This is a genomic window from Kribbella soli (assembly GCF_004331345.1).
Taxonomy (GTDB): Bacteria; Actinomycetota; Actinomycetes; order Propionibacteriales; family Kribbellaceae; genus Kribbella; species Kribbella soli.
Map to the genome: position 1 here is coordinate 1,478,830 of NZ_SJJZ01000002.1, position 21,127 is coordinate 1,499,956.

The 21,127-nt window shown below is 67.4% G+C and carries 19 protein-coding genes and 1 pseudogene; 5 read left to right on the top strand and 15 right to left on the bottom strand.

Annotation, left to right across the window (positions count from 1 at the left end; translation table 11 throughout):
• Window positions 1–83: 83 nt before the first annotated feature.
• Complete coding sequence (locus E0H45_RS21075; RefSeq protein WP_131339758.1) at window positions 84–1,334, bottom strand: MFS transporter; 1,251 nt, start codon at window positions 1,332–1,334, stop codon at window positions 84–86.
• Window positions 1,335–1,389: 55 nt separating this feature from the next.
• Between E0H45_RS21075 and E0H45_RS21080 the strand changes: the two genes are divergently transcribed.
• Together E0H45_RS21080 and E0H45_RS21085 are read left to right on the top strand one after the other, a co-directional pair.
• On the top strand, window positions 1,390–2,349 hold the full coding sequence (locus E0H45_RS21080; protein ID WP_131339760.1) for an ArsR/SmtB family transcription factor: 960 nt from the start codon (window positions 1,390–1,392) through the stop codon (window positions 2,347–2,349).
• Between the two features lie 42 nt (window positions 2,350–2,391).
• Window positions 2,392–2,589, top strand: a pseudogene (locus tag E0H45_RS21085) (ricin-type beta-trefoil lectin domain protein); the annotation flags it as partial.
• A 17-nt stretch (window positions 2,590–2,606) separates the two neighbouring features.
• Here E0H45_RS21085 and E0H45_RS21090 read toward each other — a convergent pair.
• The 4 genes from E0H45_RS21090 to E0H45_RS21105 all read right to left on the bottom strand — a co-directional run bounded on the left by E0H45_RS21090 (window position 2,607) and on the right by E0H45_RS21105 (window position 6,867).
• Window positions 2,607–3,362 (bottom strand): ParB N-terminal domain-containing protein, encoded by a 756-nt coding sequence (locus tag E0H45_RS21090; RefSeq protein WP_131339762.1) that lies wholly within the window; start codon window positions 3,360–3,362, stop codon window positions 2,607–2,609.
• Window positions 3,347–4,267: an aminoglycoside phosphotransferase family protein gene (locus E0H45_RS21095; RefSeq protein WP_131339764.1), complete on the bottom strand. Its 921-nt coding sequence runs from the start codon at window positions 4,265–4,267 to the stop codon at window positions 3,347–3,349. Before E0H45_RS21095 ends, E0H45_RS21090 begins: the two co-directional genes overlap by 16 nt.
• An 83-nt stretch (window positions 4,268–4,350) precedes the next feature.
• Window positions 4,351–5,151, bottom strand: a complete 801-nt coding sequence (locus E0H45_RS21100) for a class I SAM-dependent methyltransferase (protein ID WP_131339766.1) — start codon at window positions 5,149–5,151, stop codon at window positions 4,351–4,353.
• 297 nt (window positions 5,152–5,448) lie between these two features.
• A complete protein-coding gene (locus tag E0H45_RS21105) occupies window positions 5,449–6,867 on the bottom strand; it encodes a hypothetical protein (RefSeq protein ID WP_131339768.1) in 1,419 nt (472 codons plus the stop codon).
• A 391-nt stretch (window positions 6,868–7,258) separates the two neighbouring features.
• On the opposite strand from E0H45_RS21105, the gene E0H45_RS21110 reads away from it, so the two are divergent.
• Window positions 7,259–7,714 carry a MarR family winged helix-turn-helix transcriptional regulator gene (locus E0H45_RS21110; RefSeq protein ID WP_202872420.1) on the top strand — a complete coding sequence of 152 codons (456 nt, stop codon included), beginning with the start codon at window positions 7,259–7,261 and terminating at the stop codon, window positions 7,712–7,714.
• Window positions 7,714–8,028, top strand: coding sequence for a hypothetical protein (locus tag E0H45_RS21115; protein ID WP_165546529.1), 315 nt, complete (start codon window positions 7,714–7,716; stop codon window positions 8,026–8,028). The genes E0H45_RS21110 and E0H45_RS21115 overlap by 1 nt, the downstream gene beginning before the upstream one ends.
• A gap of 29 nt (window positions 8,029–8,057) precedes the next feature.
• Here E0H45_RS21115 and E0H45_RS21120 read toward each other — a convergent pair whose 3' ends face one another.
• The 8 genes from E0H45_RS21120 to E0H45_RS21155 form a co-directional block, all read right to left on the bottom strand.
• Window positions 8,058–8,723 (bottom strand): HAD family hydrolase, encoded by a 666-nt coding sequence (locus E0H45_RS21120; protein ID WP_131339772.1) that lies wholly within the window; start codon window positions 8,721–8,723, stop codon window positions 8,058–8,060.
• The gene (locus E0H45_RS21125) at window positions 8,720–9,772 is read right to left on the bottom strand and encodes an ABC transporter ATP-binding protein (protein WP_131339774.1); all 1,053 of its coding nucleotides are present in this window, start codon (window positions 9,770–9,772) and stop codon (window positions 8,720–8,722) included. The genes E0H45_RS21120 and E0H45_RS21125 overlap by 4 nt, the downstream gene beginning before the upstream one ends.
• Window positions 9,769–10,608, bottom strand: a complete 840-nt coding sequence (locus E0H45_RS21130) for a carbohydrate ABC transporter permease (RefSeq protein ID WP_131339776.1) — start codon at window positions 10,606–10,608, stop codon at window positions 9,769–9,771. Before E0H45_RS21130 ends, E0H45_RS21125 begins: the two co-directional genes overlap by 4 nt.
• Window positions 10,601–11,488, bottom strand: a complete 888-nt coding sequence (locus tag E0H45_RS21135; RefSeq protein WP_131339778.1) for a carbohydrate ABC transporter permease — start codon at window positions 11,486–11,488, stop codon at window positions 10,601–10,603. The genes E0H45_RS21130 and E0H45_RS21135 overlap by 8 nt, the downstream gene beginning before the upstream one ends.
• Window positions 11,485–12,795: an extracellular solute-binding protein gene (locus tag E0H45_RS21140; protein ID WP_131339780.1), complete on the bottom strand. Its 1,311-nt coding sequence runs from the start codon at window positions 12,793–12,795 to the stop codon at window positions 11,485–11,487. Before E0H45_RS21140 ends, E0H45_RS21135 begins: the two co-directional genes overlap by 4 nt.
• Window positions 12,792–13,625 carry an MBL fold metallo-hydrolase gene (locus E0H45_RS21145; RefSeq protein WP_131339782.1) on the bottom strand — a complete coding sequence of 278 codons (834 nt, stop codon included), beginning with the start codon at window positions 13,623–13,625 and terminating at the stop codon, window positions 12,792–12,794. Before E0H45_RS21145 ends, E0H45_RS21140 begins: the two co-directional genes overlap by 4 nt.
• Before the next feature lie 117 nt (window positions 13,626–13,742).
• On the bottom strand, window positions 13,743–14,642 hold the full coding sequence (locus tag E0H45_RS21150) for a LysR family transcriptional regulator (protein ID WP_131339784.1): 900 nt from the start codon (window positions 14,640–14,642) through the stop codon (window positions 13,743–13,745).
• A gap of 48 nt (window positions 14,643–14,690) precedes the next feature.
• The gene (locus tag E0H45_RS21155; RefSeq protein WP_131339786.1) at window positions 14,691–15,383 is read right to left on the bottom strand and encodes an alpha/beta fold hydrolase; all 693 of its coding nucleotides are present in this window, start codon (window positions 15,381–15,383) and stop codon (window positions 14,691–14,693) included.
• Between the two features lie 127 nt (window positions 15,384–15,510).
• On the opposite strand from E0H45_RS21155, the gene E0H45_RS21160 reads away from it, so the two are divergent.
• Window positions 15,511–16,272 carry an AraC family transcriptional regulator gene (locus E0H45_RS21160; protein ID WP_238155126.1) on the top strand — a complete coding sequence of 254 codons (762 nt, stop codon included), beginning with the start codon at window positions 15,511–15,513 and terminating at the stop codon, window positions 16,270–16,272.
• A 352-nt stretch (window positions 16,273–16,624) separates the two neighbouring features.
• Here E0H45_RS21160 and E0H45_RS21165 read toward each other — a convergent pair whose 3' ends face one another.
• Both E0H45_RS21165 and E0H45_RS21170 read right to left on the bottom strand, forming a co-directional pair.
• Window positions 16,625–19,336, bottom strand: a complete 2,712-nt coding sequence (locus tag E0H45_RS21165) for a hypothetical protein (RefSeq protein ID WP_131339788.1) — start codon at window positions 19,334–19,336, stop codon at window positions 16,625–16,627.
• Between the two features lie 219 nt (window positions 19,337–19,555).
• Window positions 19,556–20,671, bottom strand: coding sequence for a hypothetical protein (locus E0H45_RS21170; protein WP_131339790.1), 1,116 nt, complete (start codon window positions 20,669–20,671; stop codon window positions 19,556–19,558).
• Between the last annotated feature and the right edge of the window lie 456 nt (window positions 20,672–21,127).

The window sequence follows — 21,127 nt, forward strand, 5'->3', positions numbered from 1 at the left end:
GCTGCCGATTGTCGTACACCCACCAACAATGTCGAGCACGGCGCGTCGACGGACGACAACACTGCCCGGCCGGGTGGGCAGGGTCAGCTGTGGCTTGGGCTGGGGGTGCTGACGGGCTGGCGTCTGGTTGCTGCGGCTCGGTTTGCGACGATTGCGGTTGCGGTGCCGGTGATCGCGAAGAGGGCACCGAGTGCGATCCAGCCCAGGGTGCCGTGGTCGATGGCGGTCGTGGTGACGACAGCGGGGCCGAGCATCAGGGCCAGCGCGAGGCCGGTCTGGCTGAGTCCCTGGTAGGCGCCGGCGCGCGCGGGGTCGGCGAGTTCGAACGCCATACCCCAACTGCCCGCTTCGCCGCGCGTCTCGGCTGCGGAGGAGGCGAGCGCGCCGAGCAGCAGGACGCCAGTCGCTGCAGCGGCGCCGAGGTGACCTGCGAAGGCGAAGAGCAGACAGGCCACGAGCAGAAGCAGGCCGGCTCGGCGTACCGATCGTCCGGCCGTGCGCAGGTCCTGGGTGCCACGGGACGCGCGGACCTGGAAGAGCGCGACGTACGCCGTGTTGACCACCAGGAGCACCGATACGACGACGGTCGGCGCCTCGGTGTGATCCGCCACCCATAGCGGGATGCCAATCGACGTCAGCGCGAAGTGGATCGCCAGCAGGGCGTTGAGAACCGTCGACACGACGTACGTGCGATCTTTGAGAGGCGAAGGTCCCCGCGGCGCTTCGGCGCTCGCAGAGGCATCCATGCTCTCCGCCAGCCCGGAGACTCTCCGGCGCAAACCGGCCAGTGGGATCGTGCCGAGGATGGTGATGGCACCGACGAGCACCACCGTCAGGCGGTACGCCGTTGCCGTGTCCACCAGCAGAGCCAATCCCGCAAGCAGGGTGCCGATCCCGATCCCGACGTTCATCACCACGCGCAACCGAGCGCGGACAGCAACCCGCTCCGGGCCGACGAACCATCGGGCGAGCAGCGTCATCTGGGCGGTGCTCTGCAGGCCGCGGGAGGCGGAGACGCACGCCGCCACCACGACGAAGCTGACGACATCGCGCGCAAACGCGTATCCCAGCAGTGCGATGCCGTTCGCGGCGAGAGCCCACTGCTGAAGGCGGTCGGCGCCGCACCGGTCGCTCAGCCATCCACCGGCGTACGACGCCAGCACGCCGACTCCCCCGGCGAGGGTGAGGCCGATCCCGACGGTGGTTGGGGACAGTCCTACCCCGCGGGTGAAGTACAGCGCGCTGACCGCGAAGAACATCCCACGGGACAGGGACAGCGCGGAAACAGCGGAGGCGAGCGCGCGCTCGACAGGATCGCGGAGGAGTTCGGGCACGGGTCAGTTGTCGCATCCTGTGTTCGGCGCCACCATCGATGTAGCGTATTGCTTCATGATCGAGTACGAGCTCGTCGGCAACGATCTCGGCGAGGTGCGCTTCGCGATCTCGCCGCTGAACGAGCTGGTCCTGTCGCTGCGGACGCTTCGCGATCCGGGCCGCTTCCCGCTGCAGCTGCCCTGGCTGCGCGCCACCGAGCCGGCGCGTGCCGGGCTCCCACTGGACCTGCTCCGCGCCTTGACGAACGAAGCGCTGTGGACGCCGGACTTCCTCACCCCGCGGCCGTACACCCCGCTCGGCAGGATCGATGACGAGCTCGCAGCCTTGACCGGCACACCGAACAGCGTCGTACGCGCGGACCTGGCAGAGATCCACGTCGCCGCGCTGCCGCCGGTCCTTCGAGGCCGACCGGACAGGGTGCTCACCCGCGTCCTGGCGGCGCTGCGGGACTACTGGGAGGCATGTTTCGAGCCGTACTGGCAACGCATGCGGACCGTACTCGAGGCCGACATCGTCCACCGCGGCCGGGTCACAGCGCGATCCGGGCTCGCGGTGATGTTCGCCGACCTCGACCAGAATGTTCGCCTCGAGGACAACGTCGTGTGCGTGCGCCTGCGCAGTGACCTCTCGTACCGCACCTCGACCGCCGGCCGCGGACTGACGCTCGCCCCGTCGCTGTTCAGCAGGCGCGCGACGGCGCCGATCTCCCCCGACGAACCACCGCACATCATGTACCCGGCGCGCGGCCTCGGAACGCTCTGGGAGACCGAGACGAGCACGCCGGCCCTTGCCCTGGTGGGCCTCATCGGCCGTGTCCGCGCCCGGCTGATGGGATTCCTCGAGACGCCGACATCGTCGACCGAGCTCGCGGTGCGCCTGGACGTCACACCGACCGCGGTCAACCAGCACCTGCGTGCACTACGCGCGGCCGGCCTGCTCATCTCCGCACGCCACGGCCGCTCGGTCCTCTACCGCCGCTCAGACCTCGGCGACCGCCTGGTCCGCGGCGCCTAGACCGCTCGTGGCTTCAGGCTTCGCCCGACTCGCAACAACACTGCGGTCAACGGAAACGCCGTACAGCTGTGGACGTGTGGCGGCGTACCAGGCCAGCAGTGGACGATGATGGCCGACGGCACCATCCGCTCGTTCGGCAAGTGCCTGGACAGCCCCGGAGGCGCCACCGCCGACGGCACAAAACTGCAGATCTACGACTGCAACGGCCAGGACCCACAGAAGTGGAAGGTCCCGCTCTAACGCCTTGGCTTGCGTCCTCAGGGAGGTGGGGTGTGGTCCGGGCAGCAGTGTGGGCTCGGCCAGGACAGGTCGGCAACGCCGTCACGGCGAGCCAGTTCGGTGATGTAGAGCTGGACGTCGACAAGATCTGTCGGTGCGTCCGCGCGGATCCGGCTGACTGTGGGAGCCACCTCCTCGAGCCACCACGCGCTGGCAAGACCATGCGCGTCCACGTCGGCACGGCCGCGGCGATCTCGCTGCTGGCGGAACTCCCAGGCCAGGGCCGAGTCGGCCAACCGGGCCCAGTCGGCCGGCCGATCGAGCCAGAGACCACGGCGTATATCTTCAGGCAACGGGACCTCTTCGAGAAACCGCCGCTCGGCAGCTTTGGCCGGCAGATCCGCAACCGTGATGCAGCTGCAGACGTAGGCCACGGAGCAGATCCGGCGTACGTGGGCCGCAATGTGGGTCCAGCCCTGCGCACGCGCGGCGGCCACTCGATGGTGCCCGTCCACCACGAAGTACATCTGCCCCAGCCGCACGAGGCTTACCGCCGGCGGGATGCTGCCCGACCGAAAACGATCGAGCACGGCCTGAAACCTGTCCGTCCGCCGGCGAGGCCGAAAGTCGTCGTCGAAGTCGTCGGAACGCGACACCGAGCCCATCACCTGCGAAAGGGGGACCTCGTCGTCGTAGGTTCCCATGGCGCCCTCATCGCCCACGGCTTCGAGCGCATCAGCGAAAGGGATCAGCCCGGACCGGCGCGGACGCCACCAGCTCAGCACGACCTCCACCCGCCTCCTTGCACGCGCACCATCGACTCCAGAATGCGGTTGAGTGTCCGGCACCCCATTCTGCTCATGGTCGGATTGCTCTCGACGTAGTACCAGACAACACCCATCGCCTGTTGGAACGCCCACGCCTTGCCGCGCTCCCACTCCAGATCGTCAGAGCCCAGTGTCCGCCGGAGTACTTCCCGCGGGCCTGGCTCCAACAGGTGCCAGGCACTGACCAGATCCAGCGCGGGGTCGGCCGGGCCGAAGCCGCCGGTGTCGAGTACGCCGCTGAGCCGGTCCCCCGCGACCAGTACGTTGCCGGGAATCAGGTCACCATGGCTCATCACGTCTGCACCCGTGCGTGGCAGCTCCCGAAAATGGCTCCACACCTGGCGCAGCCGCGGCACGTCGAGCAGCCCCTTACTCTCCTCGAAGCACTTCGCCATCCAGTCGTCGTGGTGAGCGAGAACACCGCCACGACCTTCGCCGCTGAAAAGCCGCCCCCGCGTCTCTGCGTCCCGCAGGGCTGCGATGAAGGCCGCAAGGTCCTCGGCAAAGGCATCCGACGTACTCGGGTCGGCATCGAAGGCGATCGTTCCCGGCAGCCAGGTCTGGACCGACCACGGCATGGGGTAACCAGCTCCAGGCTTGCCAAAGGCAACGGGTTCCGGGGCGGGGAACCGAGACACCTGTGCCAGCTCCGCGCTCGCCTCGGCTTCCTGTTCCAGAACCGTCAGCGCCTCGGCAGCATCGACCAGACGCAGTGGGAAACGCGCAGAGAGGTCGTTCCCGATGCGGAAGATCGCGTTGACCGTCCCGGTCGACGGCACGAGCCGGATCGCCTTGCCGCTCCACTGCGGGAACTGTGCTTGGATCAAGGCCGCAACGATCTCGGTGGTCACGTCCACCTGGTCATCGTGCATGCTCGTTCTCCCCGCGACGGCTCTCGAATCTCGATCTGCACCGGCCCATACCTACACGACCGCCACCACAACCAGCACTTCTTTTACACCGTTGCGGTCCCCTTGACCGCCTTGGTGGCGAAGTAGCCAGGCAGCCAGCCGGCCGTTACCTCCGACTGGTGTGGCGCGTCGGCGAAGCCGGTGATGGCGAACCCCGCGGCGGTCTGCCCGCCGATCTGCTCGGTGAGCGTGTGGCTGTACTCCAGCGGCGAGTCGGCGCCAAACAGCCGCTCCCGCTCGCCTGGCTCCAGATGGGTGACATCGCTGTACGGCAGGCGGTGCCGCACGACCAGCTCGCCGCGCGTGTCCATCGCGTCCGCGTCGAAGAGGTAGACGTCCGGGTTGACGAAGCCGGACAGCAGGGTCCCGCCGGGCCGCAGCACGCGGTGGCACTCCCGCCAGACCGGGGCCAGCTCGGGGATGAAGAGGTTGGAGACCGGGTGCACGACCAGGTCGAACGAGGCGTCCGGGAACCCGCTCAGGTCGCGCGCGTCGCCGAGCACGGTACGTAGGTCGAGCTCATCCCGCGCGGCGACCATCTCGTCCTGCGCGAGCTGGCCGGGCGAGTTGTCGAAGACGGTCACCCGCGCGCCGGCCGCGGCGAGCACCGGACCCTGCTGCCCGCCGCCGGAGGCGAGGCAGAGCACGTCGCAGGCGGCGATGTCCGGAGGAAACCAGGTCGGGTCGACTGGCTCGTGCCCCATGAGGACGATGGACCACTCACCGGCCCGCGCCTTGGCGACCACCTCGGGTGTCACCGGCCGCGACCACTCGTTACCCTTCTCCACCTCGCGGTCCCAAGCACGGCGGTTGTGGGCGACAGGATCTGTGTACGGCTCGTTCATGCGCCGAATGCTAGCCGCGCCGAGCCCCCGCCTCCGCCCCATTTCCGGCCGCCGACCACCACCGACGGCCTCACCGACGCCGAGATCGTGACCTACCTGGACCTCACGACCCGACTGATCCACAACCTGGAAGCCGATACCGAATGACGATGAGTGTCGTCCTGTGGATCATCGCGAGCCTTCTAGCCGTCGTGTTCCTGGCGTTCTAACCCTCTCAATCGGGCCAAGGCACCAGATCTGTTACCAGTAAGCGATTCCAGGCACCAACGGCAACCGCACCGACACCGGCGGCTCTGGTCAGAAGGTGGGGAGCTCGAGAACGCCTCCTTGGTCGTCGTCACTGCCGGGCAGGGCGCCCACGTAGGTCACCCAGATCCTGGATCCGTCGGTCGAGGTCGCGATGCCGTTCAGCCGTGCAACACCGAGCGAGTGAGGCCCCACGCGAACCCTGCGGACGCCGACGATCGTGCCGTCCTGTTGCATCCGGACGATCGTGTCGTTGCCACGGTTGCAGACGTAGAAGTCACTGCCCGGCTGCAAGGTCGTGTTGCTGGCCCGGTCGGGATGCACGATCTCGATCCGCACCGGAGCGAGGTCGAGCGGTTGATCCAAGCCGGACGACCTGATGGTGCGCATTCCGCTGGGCACGAAGACCTCGTTGCCTGCCGGGCCACCGATCGTCAGCGTGATCACCTTGATCGAATCGTCGAAGGGCTGACTCACGAACAGGACGAGCTCAGGCGAATAGCTCATCAGAACACCGAGCCGCGGCACCGGGACCTGACCGCGATGACCGTGGTCATGACCCCAGGACCGATCGACCAGTGGCTGGACCGTACGCGGTGGAGCGATGCCGTCGAGCGCCTTCACCGTGTGCTCCTGGACGACGCTGCCGTCAGCGACGACGACAGCGAACACGGCACGCCCGCTGCCGTCGGGCGATCGCCCGATGAGCGCCGTACCGACAGCCGCCTTCGACAGCGCACCCGCGATGACCTGGGCCGGGGCGCGGCCGGTGACGTCGTCGAAATAGACCCCACCTGTGCTCGGGTTGAGGGCGTTGTTCAATGGACGGCCGTCCGGATCGGCGATCGACGACGAGCCCGGGCCGTTCAGCCCGTACGGCGCATTGGCCGGCCAGAACCGGCCGAAGGCGTTGTTGATCGACATGCCGAGCGGGTTCGCAACTGCCGTCTGATCCGCGGTCACAGCTCCGGGTGTGTAGACACCGTTGCGCCAGTTCGGGCTCTGCGCGCTGTACATCTGGACGGCCCCGCCCAGCGCGGACGCCTGCCCTCCCGAGGCCGCGAACCTGGCCGGTACGGCGAGATCGGCGCTGCCCGGATCGATGGAAAGGAACGACCCCGCCGCCTGGTCCTCGTTTGCCTTCGGGGCGCCGAAGTTCGACCTGCTCCCGACCAGAACGCGGGTCGGATCGCACACCCGGCCGGGCTGCGTGAATGCCGCAAGCACCGGGTTGGAATTGATCGGGCTTCCCGGCAGGAATGTGCCGACCGGCGCGATCGCCGACGCGCCGGGAATGCCGACGGCAACGACGCGGCCGCTGATCGTCGGCGCGCCGCTGCGATCGCCGGCGTAGGCGCTCGACGTGCTCGCGACGGCGTCCACCCCGGCGACTCCCGCCAACCCGAGCGCCACGAGAGCCTGACGCCGACTGATCTGGAACCCGCGTTCGGGCATGTTCGTACCTGACATGATCAACCTCCCCGTTCCCCACCTACTGCCTGCCACAGACCAGCGCACCGCGCGGTCGTGACGTGCCCTTGCCCCCTGGCAGTGCACTACCGATTTGGAGACCTGCCAGTCACGAAAAGCACCGAGCAGACCCCGACCGATGACGCCAGTCTCAATCGCAGAAACGCGATTGTCACGGCCTCGAACGCCAACGGCCGACTGCATGTCGCGGTCGACGGTGACACCGTGGTGGCGGCTCGCGAACGGTCGGCCTACCTGTCAGTCGAGCTGCTTCTCCAGCCAGTCGTCCTCGACCAGTACCTGCTCTCCGCCATCACTCCCCTTCGTTAGCTAGATCACTAATCGTTAGTGTACTAAACATTGCTACACTAACTATGTGACTACAGGAGAAGTGAGACAGCGTGTGCCGGAGAACCCCCTGGCGCTAGAGCATCAGGTGTGTTTCGCTCTGGCGATCGCGTCGCGCAGCGTCATCGCGCTCTACCGGCCGATCCTCGAGCCGATGGGGCTGACGCATCCGCAGTACCTCGTCATGCTGGCGCTCTGGGAGTTCGAACCCGTCTCGGTCAAGGACCTGTCCGGAATGCTCCAACTCGAGCCCGCGACACTCTCGCCGCTGCTCAAACGTCTCGAGAGCTCAGGCCTACTGCGCCGTGATCGCGACGCCAGGGACGAACGCTCACTCGCGGTCGCACTGACCGACAAGGGGCGCGCACTCCGCAACGAGGCGCTCAAGGTCCCCCCGGCCATCGTCGCCGGCCTCGGCATGGACATCGACGAACTGATGCAACTCCACGAACGCCTCACCCGCGTCATCGCGGCAGCAAAGAACCACTCGGAGGATTGATGGAACACGCGCACCGCGCCCCGGTACGACGCCGCCGGACCCCTCGGCCGATGAACATCGAGACGGTCCAGCGCTGGGTCGTCTCGGCCGTCCTCTTCCACGTCGGCACGGTCCCGGCCGTCACGTTGGCCGTCTACAGCATCGGCGTCTCGCACGACGACTTCGGCCGCGGCGTCGGCCTCTGGATCATGTCCGGCGTCATCGGAATCCTCACCACCGCCGGCATCCTCGCCATCTTCCGCCGCCGACTCCCGTCACTCTGGCTCCTACTCGGCACCATCCCGACCGCAGCGACCGGCTTCTTCATCTTCTGAGACCCCAGGCATCCAAGCTGAACATGGGGCTACGGACAGTTGGACGTGTCGGTTGCCGTGCATCGGATCCGTCCGAGTCGGGCGATGGTGTCGGGAGGCGATTGGTGATGGATTGTCAGCCAGCCGTGGTGTTCGGCGGCCGCGCAGTTGGTGGGGTCGTCGTCGATGAGTAGTGCGTACTGTCCTGCCGGTGGCGGCAGGACAGTGTCGGCGTACCGGAAGATCGCTGGGTCCGGTTTGGCGAGCCGGATCTGGTGGGATTTCACCGTCGCGGTGAAGAGCTTCTGGCCGGCCAGCATGCGGGCGCGATGGGGTTCCCACTCGGCGACGCTGTTGGTGAGGAGACCGACTGGTACGCCGTGATCGGCGATGCGACGCAGTTCGTCGACGAGATCCTGGATGACCGGGCGGTCGGCGTACCAGTGCTCGTCCCAGCGACCCAGGTCGATGCGCGGCGTCGTCGTCAGGCACGCGGTGAGCCGATCAGCCCACTCGCGCTGAGAAAGGACTCCCAGTTCGAGCGGGCCCAGTCCGTGCAGGCCGAGCCGGCCCGCGACCTGCTCCGCGGCCGCGGCCAACTCTGGCCACGGGACACCGCTCGCGGCGGCGACCCGTTCCGCAGCCTGCGTCACTGGAGGTGTCAGTACGCCGCCGAAGTCGGACCACACGACGCCCACCGTCCTTCGGTCGGTCACGACAGCCGCGTCCCGTCAGGGCCGAAGCGGTGCAGCCGTTCGGTCGGAACCGCGACGCGCACACTGTCTCCGGGCACGAGCCACCGTTCGCCCTCGCGCTGCACGAGCATGAATCCGCCGTCCGGTCCAGTACAGCGCACATGCTGCCCGTCGCCGGTGTACTCGCACGACTCGACGACGCCCTCGATCGGCAACGCGTCGGCCGACCTGGACTCCAACTGCCCGTCGGTGGGCCGCCACCCGATCCGCAGACCGCCCCGGTCGTGCAGGTTCATCGGCGGGGAGCCGAGAAACGCGGCGACGAACTCGCTCGCCGGACGCCGGTAGAGCTCGTCCGGGCTCCCGCTCTGCGCCACAACGCCACGTTCCATCACGACGAGGTGGGTCGCCGTCGAGAGTGCTTCCTGCTGGTCGTGCGTGACGAGTACGAGCGTCGTACCCAGTTCCCTGTGCAGGCGGATGATCTCGGCGCGGGCCGACGCGCGCAGCTGCGGATCCAGTGCGGACAGCGGCTCGTCGAGCAGCAGGAGCGAGGGCCGACGCACGATGGCCCGGGCGAGCGCCACCCGCTGCCGCTGACCGCCGCTGAGTTGGGCCGGACGCCGTCCCAGCAGGTCTTCGAGCCCGAGGAGTGCGGCAACATCGCCGACTCGGGTACGAATCTGCTCACGCTTCGGCCCTGACCGCCGGTCGTGCCGGGCCTGAAGGCGGAGCCCGAACGAGATGTTCCCCTCGACGGTCATATGCGGGAACAGGGCGTAGTCCTGGAACACCATCGTGACGTCACGCTCGCCGGGCGAGCGTGACGTCACGTCGTCGGCTCCGATGCGCAGTACGCCGCCATCAGGGGAGTCGAGGCCCGCGATCGTCCGCAGGATGGTCGACTTGCCGCATCCGGACGGCCCGACGATCACGGTCAGGGAGCCGGCCGGGATGGTGAGGTCGACGCCGGCGAGGGCGACGACAGCGCCGAACGTCCGGGTGACGCCGGCGAGTTCGACCTGTGCCGCGGTGTGCGTGGTTCGGGGCGGGGACGTGAGAGTGGTCATCGCAGTCCTGAGGTGAGGAAGGCGTCGGTGATCCGGCGCGAGGCGGCGAAGTAGACGACGACGATGGGCAGACTCGTCAGGGTGGCGGCGGCGAGCAGGCCGCCGTAGTTGATGCCCTCGGCCGTCTCGAACTGGGCGAGTCCGACCTGCACGGTGGTGTGCAGTGAGTCGGGTGTGATGAGCAGTGGCCACAGGTACTCGTTCCAGGTGGTGATGAAGACCAGTACGCCGAGCGCCGCGATCGCCGGCCGCAGGCCGGGTAGGACCACGTGCCACAGCACTTCGTGTGGACGGGCGCCCTCCAGCCGCGCGGCCGCGGTCAGTGAAGGCGGTAGTGCTTCCACGTGCTGCAGCAGCACCAGTACGGCGAGCGCCGATGAGCCGAGCTGCGGAACGATGAGTCCTGCTTCGGTGTTCAGCCAGCCGAGCCGGGCCGCGAGCAGGAACTGCGGAACGATCAGCGCCTGCGGCGGGATCGCGAGCGAGAGCGTCGTGAGCAGCAGGACGACCGAGCGCGCCCGCCGCCGGGCGTGGGCGAGAGCGAAGGCAGCGAGTACGGCGATCACCAGTTGCCCCGCGGCGACGCCGGTCGCCATCACCGCGGTTCTTCCGACCAGCTCACCGGCCGGCCAGCGGGTCAGCACGTCGGTGTAGTTGGCGATCGTCGGGTGGGCGCTGACCGGAGCGAGGTCGAACACCTCGTTCGCAGGCTTGAAGGACGTCAGGATCGCCCACAGCAGTGGGAACACGGTCACCAGGGACAGCGCGATCAGCAGGAGGTGCCACCCGGCCGCAGCGAGCGGGACGGTCCGACGAGCAGTGGACAGATCACTCATACCGGCGTCCTCTCTGAACCAGCAGCACGGCCGCGCCGACGACGGCGAGCGCGACCAGAACGAGCATCGCGGCCGCCGAGGCCTGGCCGATCTGGAAGAAGCCGAAGCCGAGCGTGTAGATGCGGTAGTACACGGAGTCCGTGGTGTGGTCGGGGCCGCCCTGAGTGAGCACCGCGACGTTCGTGAAGGTCCATTGGCCGGCCAGGACAAGGCTGAGCAGAGCGAGCACGATGGTCGGCCGGACCAGCTGTGGCAGGACCACGAAGCGCATGGTCTCCCAGGTGCTCGCCCGCTCGAGCCGGGCCGCTTCCAGCAGCCGGCGGTCGAGGCCCGACAGCGCCGCGCCGTACAAGAGCATGTTGAACGCTGTCACGCGGGCGGCCGTGATCACGACGATCGTGAGCAGTGCGGTCGACGGTGAGCCCAGCAGGTCGACCGGCGGGAGACCCGCGGCCTCCAGCATCCGGGTCAGCAACCCCTGTAGCGGGTTGAGCAGGAAGCGCCATGCCACGGCTCCGGAGACCGGGGCGATCATGACCGGAAGGAAGAGCAGCGATCGATAGATGAGCGCGGAGCGCCCGGGACGCATCCACAGCATGGTCGCGATGCCGAGCGGTACGACGGTCGCGAACGGCAGCAGTCCTAGCGCGTAGAGCATGGTCTGCAGCGCGGAGCGGATGAAATCGCCGTCGCCGAGCAGGGCGCGGACGTTGTCGAGTCCGGACCAGGTGGGGTCGTCGGTGAGGCGCCAGTCGGAGAAGCTCAGTGCGAGGGTGACCAGCGCGGGCCCGTAGATCCACAGCCCGAGCGCGACGAGCAGCGGGGCGAGGTAGCCCCACCCGCTGCGCGTCGTCGTACGACTGGTCCCGTGAACGGTCACTGACCGACCAGGTCGCGGATCCGGCCGGCCGTCGTACCGAGAGTGGACCGCACGTCCGCCCCGCGCAACACGATCGGCTCGATCGCGTCGTCCTGCAGCAGCACGGTCGCCTGGTTGGCCTTCGGTCCGGAGAAGGACTGGTACGGCTTCACCGTGCCGAGCTCTTTCAGCGGCGGAAGGAGCAGTGTGTGGTCCTTGAAGTACGTGCCCAGGTACTGCGGGTCGGCCACGATGTCGGCGCGCAGCGGCAGGTAGCCGAGATCCTTGGTGATCATCGTGTACCCCTCCTTGCTGGTCAGGAACTTGACGAACTGCCACGCCGCCTTCTGCTTCGCGGGGTCCTTGCTCAGCACCATCAGGCCGGCACCGGAGAAGGTCGGATGCGGCGCCGACTGCCCGAACGCCGGGAACCCGGCGCTACGCAGCTCGAACTTGCCCTTGGCCTTGGCCGCGAGCTGACCGGAGACCGCCGTACTGGCGACGAACATGCCGAGGTTGCCCTTCGCGAAGTCGCTCAGCGCGTCCTCCACGCCGACGGCGGGCTGGAGGCCTGAGCGGGTCAGGCCTTGGACGGCTTCGAGCCCCGCGACGGCCTGGTCGGAGTCGAGGGCGACCGAACCGTTCGCACCGATCAGCGAGCCGCCGGCCGAGTTGATCACCGACTGGGTGAGGTAGTCCGACTTGCTCGGGTCGGCGATCCCGAAGTACACGCCGTGATGACCGGCGGCGACGATCGCCTTCGCGCTGGTGCGGATCTCGTCGATTGTGGCTGGAGGATCCGCTGGATCCAGGCCCGCCTTCTTGAACAGATCAGCGTTGTAGAACACGGTCGGCACCGAGACCGTGTACGGCAGCGCGTGGACGTCACCGTCGGAGGTCCCGGTGGTGAGGAAGACCGGCGCGATGCCCTTGACCGAGGCGTCCCAGTCGGCGCCGGCCAGGGACTTCAACGACTGCGTGGGCAGGGTCTCGAACGCCTCGGCGAGCTTGCTGTAACCGATCTGCACCACGTCCGGTGCCGCCCCAGCCGCGACGGCGGCCTTGGTCTTGGTGAGGACGTCGGCGGTCGCAACCCCCTGCGGCTTCACCGTGATCTCGGGGTGAAGCTGTGCGAAGCGGTCGAGCAGGGCCTGCGTGCCGGTGCCCGCCGCGCCCTGGGTGCCGTAGTTGTACGACGTGAAGGTGATGGTCGTCTGATCCGTCGCGCCGTCGGCCGATCCGGACTGCCCGTCCGGCGAACAGGCGGCCAGACCGAGCAGCGTGCCGGCCGCGAGCACTGCGGCGGAGACGGTGTGCAGGCGCTTCATGCGGAGACCTTTCGAGTCGGTACGACGGGGATGCGGTGACCGGGATCGGCGATCCGGACCGGCCCGGCGAACTCGCCGGCGGCACGTTCGCGGTGCCACTCGAGGTCGAGTCGGTCGGTCGAGGAGAAATGGGTGAGCACGAGTTCGGCGACCCCGGCATCAGCCGCGGCGCGACCCGCGTCACGCGAGCTGAGGTGCCCGTGGCCGCTGCGGTCGGTTTCCCGCAGCGTGCACTCGCTCAGCAACAATCCGGTGCCTGCGGCAAGGACCGGGAGTGCGTCGGTGACTCCGGTGTCGCCGGTGTAGACCAGGCTGGCCGGACCGGACTCGACCCGTACGCCGCAGTTCGGGGCGGCGTGCCGGAGCAGCTCGAACCGGACCGAGAGGTGGCCGACGGCAACAGTCTCGCCGGGCTCGTACTCGTGGACGTCAAAGGCGACGTCGAAGGCGCGATCGAGCAACGGGTGGGTGGTCACCGGGAAGAGCCCGGCCAGCGACCGGAGCACGCCGGTGGCTCCGCGGGGGACGAACAGCGGCGTCCGTGGAACCGATTCGTCGATTTCGAGCTGCGCGCTCTCGTCGGTACGGCGGAGTCGGCGGCCCAGCAGCAGCTTGCCCAGCGGCAGCAGGTCGTAGACGTGGTCGGAGTGCAGATGCGTGATGGCGACGGCGTCCGGCAGGTCCGCCCCGATCACGGTTCCGAGGCGTAGCGCCGTACCGGGACCGGCGTCGAGTTGCAAGGTGATGCCGTCGTCGCGCACGAGGTAGCCGCTGCTCGCGTGGCCGCCGGCGGGCATGCCGGCCATGATTCCGAGGGGATGAAGGTCCATGAACCGCTCTCGCTCCGAGACGCCCGGGGCGGCGTCGTCGGGCCCATGCTCGGCCGGATCGCGAGCCACCATCAACAACCGATTCGCGATCGGTCGATCGGTCCGGACGATCGGTGCTCAGGCTTTGCGCACGGTCTCCGCCAGACGGACGAGTTGGGCGACAGTGCTGTTCACCAGAGGTTCATCGGCGGACTCGCTCCAGGCCACGTGGATCTCCAGGCTCGGCTCGGCCGGGTCGAGCCGGAACACGTGCAAACCGTTCGCCCGGTACTGCTCCGCGCGCGGCAGCGAGCAGAATCCGATCGCGTCGGTGGTCTCCAGCTCGAGCAGATAGCCCGACGGCTCGGTGGTGCTCGGCGTCCGCGGCAACCGGGTCCCGTACCGGGCCGCGGTGGCGACTAAGACCTCCTCGATCATCGTGCCCCCGCCTTGGTATCCGGTCATAGTCGGGAACCCGAGCACGTCGTCGTACAGCAACCGGTCGCGTCCCGCCAGCGGGTGTCCCGGCCGGACGATCGCGACGACCGGGACGTCGAGCAGGTGTGCACTGGTGACCCCGGGAACGTCGACCGGCCCGTAGACGAGTGCGAGGTCGAGGTCACCGCGACGCAGCGCACGGAGCTGGTCGGGGGTGCCCAGCTCGCGCAGCATCGTGGCCAGGCCCGGGTTCTGGGCGCGTAGGTCCTCGAGCAAGGGGAGCAGCAGCAAGCGGCTGGCCGGGTAGTTGGTGGCGATCCGCAGAGCGCCGTACCGGCCGGCCGCCGCCTCACGGGCCCGATGTACGGCGTGGTCCGCCGCCGACAGCACCCGCTCGGCCTCGGCCAGAAACACCTTGCCCGCCGGCGTCAGCCGCACGGTCCGCGAGCTGCGGTCCACGAGCCGCACACCGACGTGGCTCTCCAACCGCTGCAACTGCTGGCTCACCGACGCCTGCGCCAGAAACAGCCGCTCCGCCGCGCGGCCGAAGTGCAGCTCCTCGGCGATCGCCCGAAAGATCTCCAGCTGCCGCAGCTCCATGACCCCACGCAAACCGAGCCACGTGAACAACAGGAAACGTGCCACTGCCTAGCAGGCGATGCGCTCGTCGAGCAGTAGTGCAGCGACTGCCTCCGGGGCCTCGCGCATTGCGTTGTGTGCGGTTGGGAGTTCGTGGACCTGCCATTCGGGATCGGCTCGGAGCCGATCGCGGAGTTCGGCGAACGGTGTCCGGGCATCCCATCCGGAGCAGTAGACGAACTCCCGGCGCGGCACGCGATCAACAGCGCCGGTGAGGCGGATCGTTTGCATGATCGAGGCGAGCGGATGAGGCCGGCGGCGGGGATCGCCACCGTTCGGCGGACGGAAGGGCGGACGGACGGCGTAGCCGATGTCCGCTGCGCCGTCGACGAACGCCCGCCGGTACTCGTCGCTCGTCAGCGACCAGCACGACTCGCCGTCGCGTGGTACGTAGGCGTCGAGGTGCACCAGTCGTGAGATCCGACCACCAGCGCGGTCGGCGGCGGCGGCGATCACCATGCCGGCGTAGCTGTGGCCGACGAGCGTCGCGTCGGTGATGTGTTCTTGATCGAGAATCCGCAACACGTCGTCGGCGTGGGTGTCGAGGTTGGTGGTTGCGACCGTCTCGATGTCGTCGTCTGGCCGGAGGCCGGTGAGGGTCAGGGCGTGGACGGTGTGGCCGGCGCGCTCCAGCAGCGGGACGACGGCCTCGAACGTCCACGATCCGTGCCACCCGCCGGGCACGAGGATGTACGTTGCCATGCGTTTCTGTTCCTTTCTCAGTGCGGTGCTCTCCGCATGCAGGAAGTATCGCCAGAGCAGGCGTGGCTTGTTACCGATACAATGCCAACCAATGCCTGTTCGCAGCCAACCTCGTCCGATCGCCGGTGTGACGTCGTACATCTGGCCGTCCGGCGGACGCCACCTTTGGCCATCCGGCGGAGAAAGCGCTGAGCAGTCGCACACGCGTGGACACCTGGTGTACGCAGCCAGCGGCGTTTTGACAGTCCAGACCGAGCGTGGCACGTCAATCGTTCCCGCCAACCGGGTCGCCTGGACCCCCGCCGGATTCCCGCACTACCACCGCGCCCACGGCGACACCGACATGCGGATCGTCTTCCTCGCGCCGGCCCTCACCCGGCTCATACCGGACCACCCCGCCGTGTTCCTGGCCTCCGACCTCGCCCGCGAAGTCCTACTCGCCCTGACCGGCCCTCGCAACTACGGCGACTCCGCGCCCGGCTACAGCCGCTCTGCGCGCTCTCGCCTCCACCGAGTTCTCGTTGACGAACTCAACGAAGCAGACGAACAGCCACTGCAGTTGCCAGAGCCTCAGGACGACCGACTGCAGGCCATCGCCCGGATGCTCTACGAAACGCCGGCAGACAACGCCACCCTGGCCGAGTTCGGGACGACGATCGGGGCCAGCACCCGGACCCTGAGCCGACTGTTCCGCAACGAACTCGGCATGACCTTCTACGAATGGCGCACGCAGCTACGCATCTACCACGCGCTCGTACTCCTTGCCGACGGCCACGACATCGCCCGAACCGCCTATGCCTGCGGATGGGCCAATCCGAGCAGCTTCATCGCGGCGTTCACCAACATCGTCGGAACAACCCCGGGCCGCTACCGAACAAGAAGCGTATAGAAATGCTTGTCGAGTTCGTCCGCTCGGTGCTCTGCTCTCTGAGAGGCGGTCAGAGCAAGCCGGAAGCCGTTACAAACAAGGTTATTTGAGCTCGGCGGAGGTCTTCCCGAGCAGCCGGCGGGCGACGATCAACTGCTGGATTTGTTGGGTGCCTCCGACGATGTCGAAGATCTCTGGTGCTCAGCGCCAGGAGCGGCCAGGATGCGGCAATATGGCGTCTGACCTGTGGATTCGCTGCTCATCGGTACCCGCTGCTAATCGTCACTTGTCGGCGTTCCACGGACCAGTGACGGACCTGAACGGTCCGGCCGGGACGTCTGCTCCTGCTCCCCACGCGACACTGGGGTTCCATCTAGCGCGGCCGGCGCGCCAGCCTGAGGTTGACGAGTTCACTGCTGTCCGTGTAGAGCCTGCGGGCCAGTTCGCCGAGGTTCATCGGACCGCCGCCTGCCTGCTCAACGCGATCGATTCCCTGCATCGTCACGCGCAGGGAATGCCGGGCTTGTGCCAGCAGTGCGTCCGCGGCCTCTCGATGTATGAAGGCCGAGGCGACCTTCTTCGCGAACGGGCCGAGATCGTCACCGAACGGCGGACCGTACTCGACATCACGCGCAAGACGGCCACCCATCTCGGCGTACGTCATGTGTGCGTTCAGCGGCTCCTCGTTCACCTTGTAGCTGATCGATCCGTCCGCTCGGGTGCGGATGGTGTACCAATCGAGTCCCCGCACAAGCAGCAATGCATCGCGCTCCCAGCCGGTCATGAATCTCAGGTCCGGAGACCGGATCGTGGCATCGAGCAGCAGACGTCGACCGTCCGCCCTGGCCTCGTCCTCCGTAAGATAGCCGGTGAAGATCCTGGAGATCTCGCTCGTCTCCTCGATCTGCCACTGTGGGAGACGGTCGACGTCAAGCCCGAGCTCAACCAGTTCATGGAGCTTCTCCTTGAGCGCCGCACGGGCACCTGGCACCTCCACCTGTGTGAACTCGATGACAGCGGGACCGGCAGACAGGTTCCAGATCTCGATCAACCGATCGTCGACCTGGTAGTACTCCGGCGGGTTGAGGGCAGGCGGCGAAGCCGACTCCCGCAGCGACTCGATTTCTGCTGCCAGGTTCGCCAGCTCCCCGCCGGCCACCGGCTCTCGCGAGATTTCCGTCATGGGCAGCAGCGGCGCAAGCCTTACCGACCCTCCAGAGCGTGCACCGGAGACCCGCTCGGAGTCGGAACCCGATCCATCCGTATCCCTCACCCAAGCGGGAAGCTCAGCGTCAACGGCGCGCAACAGCCCGGCCAGCTGAGCCTCACAGAGTGCGTCGCAGTCCGCCGTCGTCACATATCCGAGACCTGCCGGGTGCAATCCGAGCAACGTGGCCTGCCGCGAGGTGAAGGCTGGGTCGCGCTCGAGGTCCACACGACCAGAGAGCGCATCAGCCGCAGCAGAGAGGTAGCCGGCGCCCCACGTCTCCACGGCGTCGCTGATGTCGGCTATCAAGTGCTCGCCAGATTCGGCAATCAGGCCTTCGCCAGCAAGAAGATCCAGGATCCCGTTCAGGGCGTAAGTCCCGTCCCCAACCAGGATCTGCCGCGTCACCGGGTCGTGCTCGAGGACGAGAAAGTCATCCGCGCGCCGTACCAGCAACTCCTCGTTCCCGCCCTCCCATTCGCTGCGTTCGATCTCTTCCCACCCGCTGCATTCAAGCGTGTGGGCAAGGATGTCAAGCAGTCCTTCGGCATAGCCGTAGTCGCTGCCGGAGCCGTACATCTCCTGGTAGACCGACCCGGCAGCGTGCCGGTGCGCGGCGGACGCTACTCCGGCCGATCGCACCGCCCTCTCGAGAAGAGGGGCGATTTCAGTCTCGATGTCTCTGGCAACGGTTGAACAGCCATCCACCCGGCACCAGCCTTCGCCCGGGCACGACACCACGAGCCGGTGAATCGCGGCCAGCTCGTCAGTTCCCGCCGGGGCGCGAGAGATACACAGCAAGTAGCTGTGCAGCGGTCCGGGAGCGACCCGGGTTCCCTCCCCTTGATCCACCACGGTGCCATCGACGTACACCAGCAGACCGCTGCCCGTCTCGCTCGTCCATGCGGCCAAGGAGGCAGTCGCCACGGCCAGGTACGCCGTACCTTCGCCGGGGAACCACGAGCTGAGAATCCACTGCGGGCTGTGCCGCCAGGAGTCGACCTCCAGCAACGCGGAAACAACGGGATCGATCGACTCTGCAATGCCTCTCACCGGCACACCGCCGAGGGTTTCGACAGTCGCGAGAAACTCGCTGGCCACCCCGGCGTCCTCCCTCACGGCCAAGGCGCGCGGATCCTGGTCGGTCCACCATCGGTGTTCTTCAGGTACGAGTGCCTCGTTGGCCTCGGCGTCGAGCACGAGATCGCCACGCCCACCGATCCGCAGCAGCTCATACAGGACGAGTTCCAGCTGACCGAGCCCGCCCTCCAGGACATCCAGTTCAAGGCGGCCGTCGTACACCTCGGGAAGTCGCATGAGGACCTCCCCGAGCTCGGGAAAGCCCATCACCGGCAGCACCCGTCCTGCGGCCTCGGGTTGCTGGTCCGCTTCAGGGTTTGCCTGCTCCTTGATGTTGTGTTGCGCCGCATGTTCCTCAGGACTCATGGACAGTCCTAGGTACAACTGTCTCAGTCCGTATCCCGCGGGTGAATCGAGGCAGTGCCTGATCCGCTCGAGGTGAAAGATCTCGTCGCGCGGACCACCGAGATTAAGCAAGGAGCCGCGCTGCGCGGGGCTCAGCGGCTGGTTGACGAAGAACACGAATCCTGCCGCCCCGTTCATAGCAACCCCCTCCCTGTCACGTACGAACTTGGCGCGAATCTGGTGGAAAGCCTGCGTGGTCGGGGGGAAGTGCACGGCCGCAACGAACGTCATGCCATTACGTCGGGCGGTAACATCCTTCCTGCCGTCGGCTCCGCCGAGCGGCGCTTGAGGATCGACATCGGAGTACCCGTTGATCGCGAGCAGCCCCGCGCACAGACGCTCGGCCTGGATTGCTCCGAATCGCCAATCCCGCAAGAACAGTTCAGTCGTCACGGTCCCCCTTGTGTGGCGTGATGTCTGCGTGCAGGTTGACAACGAGGCTGTTCGTTGCAGCGGCGTAAGTCCTCAAGAGTCTCGTCGATCACCTGGTCAGTCGCCGGACGACACTACGCAACGGTCGCACAATGGCCCACAGTATCTGTCCCGCGCCGTCAGCCATGCGGCGCTCGGTGTCCCTAAACGTCGGCGCCAACGTCCGTCCAACCCGATCGGCTACTTCAGCACATCGGCGATCTCCTTGGCGATGGACAGGAGGCCGGTCGCCACGGAAACCCCAACGGCCGCGGCGCCCATGCCTGCTGCCCACCGCCACACGCCCCACGCGCGGTTGTCCGCGATCCGTGGCGGTGCCGCCCAGGCCGGATCAAGCACCCGTACATCCTTGCCGACCACCAGCCGAACGGCCGCGTCGAGCGCGGGCGCGTCCCTGATGTCCCCTGGCTTGATGGCAAGCGCGGCGAACTCTGCGAGCACCTTGTCCGCCGCGGACAGAAACGCATCCCGACTCGGCGGCTGCAACACCGTGCGTTGGCGGATGATGGCAAACCGCAGCGGGCGGACAGCCCTCAGCACCCGGGTCTGATCAGACACGGCACCCGTTTCACGGGCCCGCAGCGTGAAGTCAGACGGCACCCACGCCATCTCCCAGGTCTCACGAAGTCGGGTCGCACGCCGGCATGGAGGGGCGGTCGGCGTGGGTCGCGCGCGAAACAGCGGCCCGACGGTTTCGAGGAAGTCTGTCAGGCCGAACCAGCGGGGGTAAACGATGCCGATCGGGATGGCCATCATGACAATCAGCAGCATCCCTACCAGTGCGGCCTGCAGCGGAGCCCAAAGGCCGTGAACCGGCGCAGTGAAGTAGCCAACCAGTGGCATAAGAAAGAGAACGAAGGCTGCGCAGCGGACCAAGGACCCGTAGGCCTGCCGCCGCGCGGCGCCGACATAGGTCGTCCACCCATCGCCGTACGGCATGATCCAGGGCAGCTCGTCCATGGCCCTCCTTCCCTCCCGAACCATCGTGACGAACAGCGCGGTGAAGGATGCAACACCGGACAGCGCGACCACGACCCCGGTCGCCTTGTCGACTTGGGCTATCAACACACCGGCGGACAAGGCCACGAGCACATGGAACATCGTCGATGTCCCAATCAGACTCGCCCGAAGCAGACGAACAGCCCACCGGAGCGCGCGGCCCCGCCGTTGTCGCGACCTGACGGCCAGGACATTCAGCACGACCGGGCCGTGCAAAACCACCGACAAGAACTGCAGCGTCCCGATCGTCACTATCAGCGCCATCTGGAGACGTAGCGCCTCGAGAAATCCGTCCATGCCACTACTGTCGGCCACCCCACCGACACTTTCAGGGTCCTCTGGTTCAGCGGGGCCGTGTTGGTCAGTTCTGGCGAATGAGATCAAGTCGTCATCGTGAAACCTCCGGCCCATCGAGCTGATCTGCGGTTGACCACGAACTCCGTGACGCCGGGAATGCCGGTCAGGGCCCTCACTGCCGCATCAAGATACTCCGCCTCCGCCGACGAACAGATCCTGTGAATCAAGCGGATCGAGCAAACGCGACTCAAGCGACCGCAGCTGATTGCGCCCGTCTGCTCGTAGTCGGACCAGGCCTCGCCGACGCCCGACCGATGGAGCAGCGTGCGGCGCGGCACCTGGTGCCGGAGGCAACCAACTCGTCCAGCGGGAGCACGCGCTGACCGAGGCCATACGTACAGGGGGCCGAGCCAGGTTCAGCAGCTTCGTCCTAGCGTCCCGAGCGATGTCATCGCG

Excerpts from the sequence above, each read along its gene's own strand:
- E0H45_RS21080 (WP_131339760.1), top strand. The coding sequence starts at position 1,390 with ATGATCGAGTACGAGCTCGTCGGCAACGATCTCGGCGAGGTGCGCTTC.
- E0H45_RS21170 (WP_131339790.1), bottom strand. The coding sequence starts at position 20,671 with ATGGACGGATTTCTCGAGGCGCTACGTCTCCAGATGGCGCTGATAGTG.
- E0H45_RS21125 (WP_131339774.1), bottom strand. The coding sequence starts at position 9,772 with ATGACCACTCTCACGTCCCCGCCCCGAACCACGCACACCGCGGCACAG.
- E0H45_RS21100 (WP_131339766.1), bottom strand. The coding sequence starts at position 5,151 with ATGAACGAGCCGTACACAGATCCTGTCGCCCACAACCGCCGTGCTTGG.
- E0H45_RS21145 (WP_131339782.1), bottom strand. The coding sequence starts at position 13,625 with ATGGACCTTCATCCCCTCGGAATCATGGCCGGCATGCCCGCCGGCGGC.
- E0H45_RS21150 (WP_131339784.1), bottom strand. The coding sequence starts at position 14,642 with ATGGAGCTGCGGCAGCTGGAGATCTTTCGGGCGATCGCCGAGGAGCTG.
- E0H45_RS21130 (WP_131339776.1), bottom strand. The coding sequence starts at position 10,608 with ATGAGTGATCTGTCCACTGCTCGTCGGACCGTCCCGCTCGCTGCGGCC.
- E0H45_RS21095 (WP_131339764.1), bottom strand. The coding sequence starts at position 4,267 with ATGCACGATGACCAGGTGGACGTGACCACCGAGATCGTTGCGGCCTTG.
- E0H45_RS21155 (WP_131339786.1), bottom strand. The coding sequence starts at position 15,383 with ATGGCAACGTACATCCTCGTGCCCGGCGGGTGGCACGGATCGTGGACG.
- E0H45_RS21115 (WP_165546529.1), top strand. The coding sequence starts at position 7,714 with ATGGAACACGCGCACCGCGCCCCGGTACGACGCCGCCGGACCCCTCGG.
- E0H45_RS21105 (WP_131339768.1), bottom strand. The coding sequence starts at position 6,867 with ATGTCAGGTACGAACATGCCCGAACGCGGGTTCCAGATCAGTCGGCGT.
- E0H45_RS21140 (WP_131339780.1), bottom strand. The coding sequence starts at position 12,795 with ATGAAGCGCCTGCACACCGTCTCCGCCGCAGTGCTCGCGGCCGGCACG.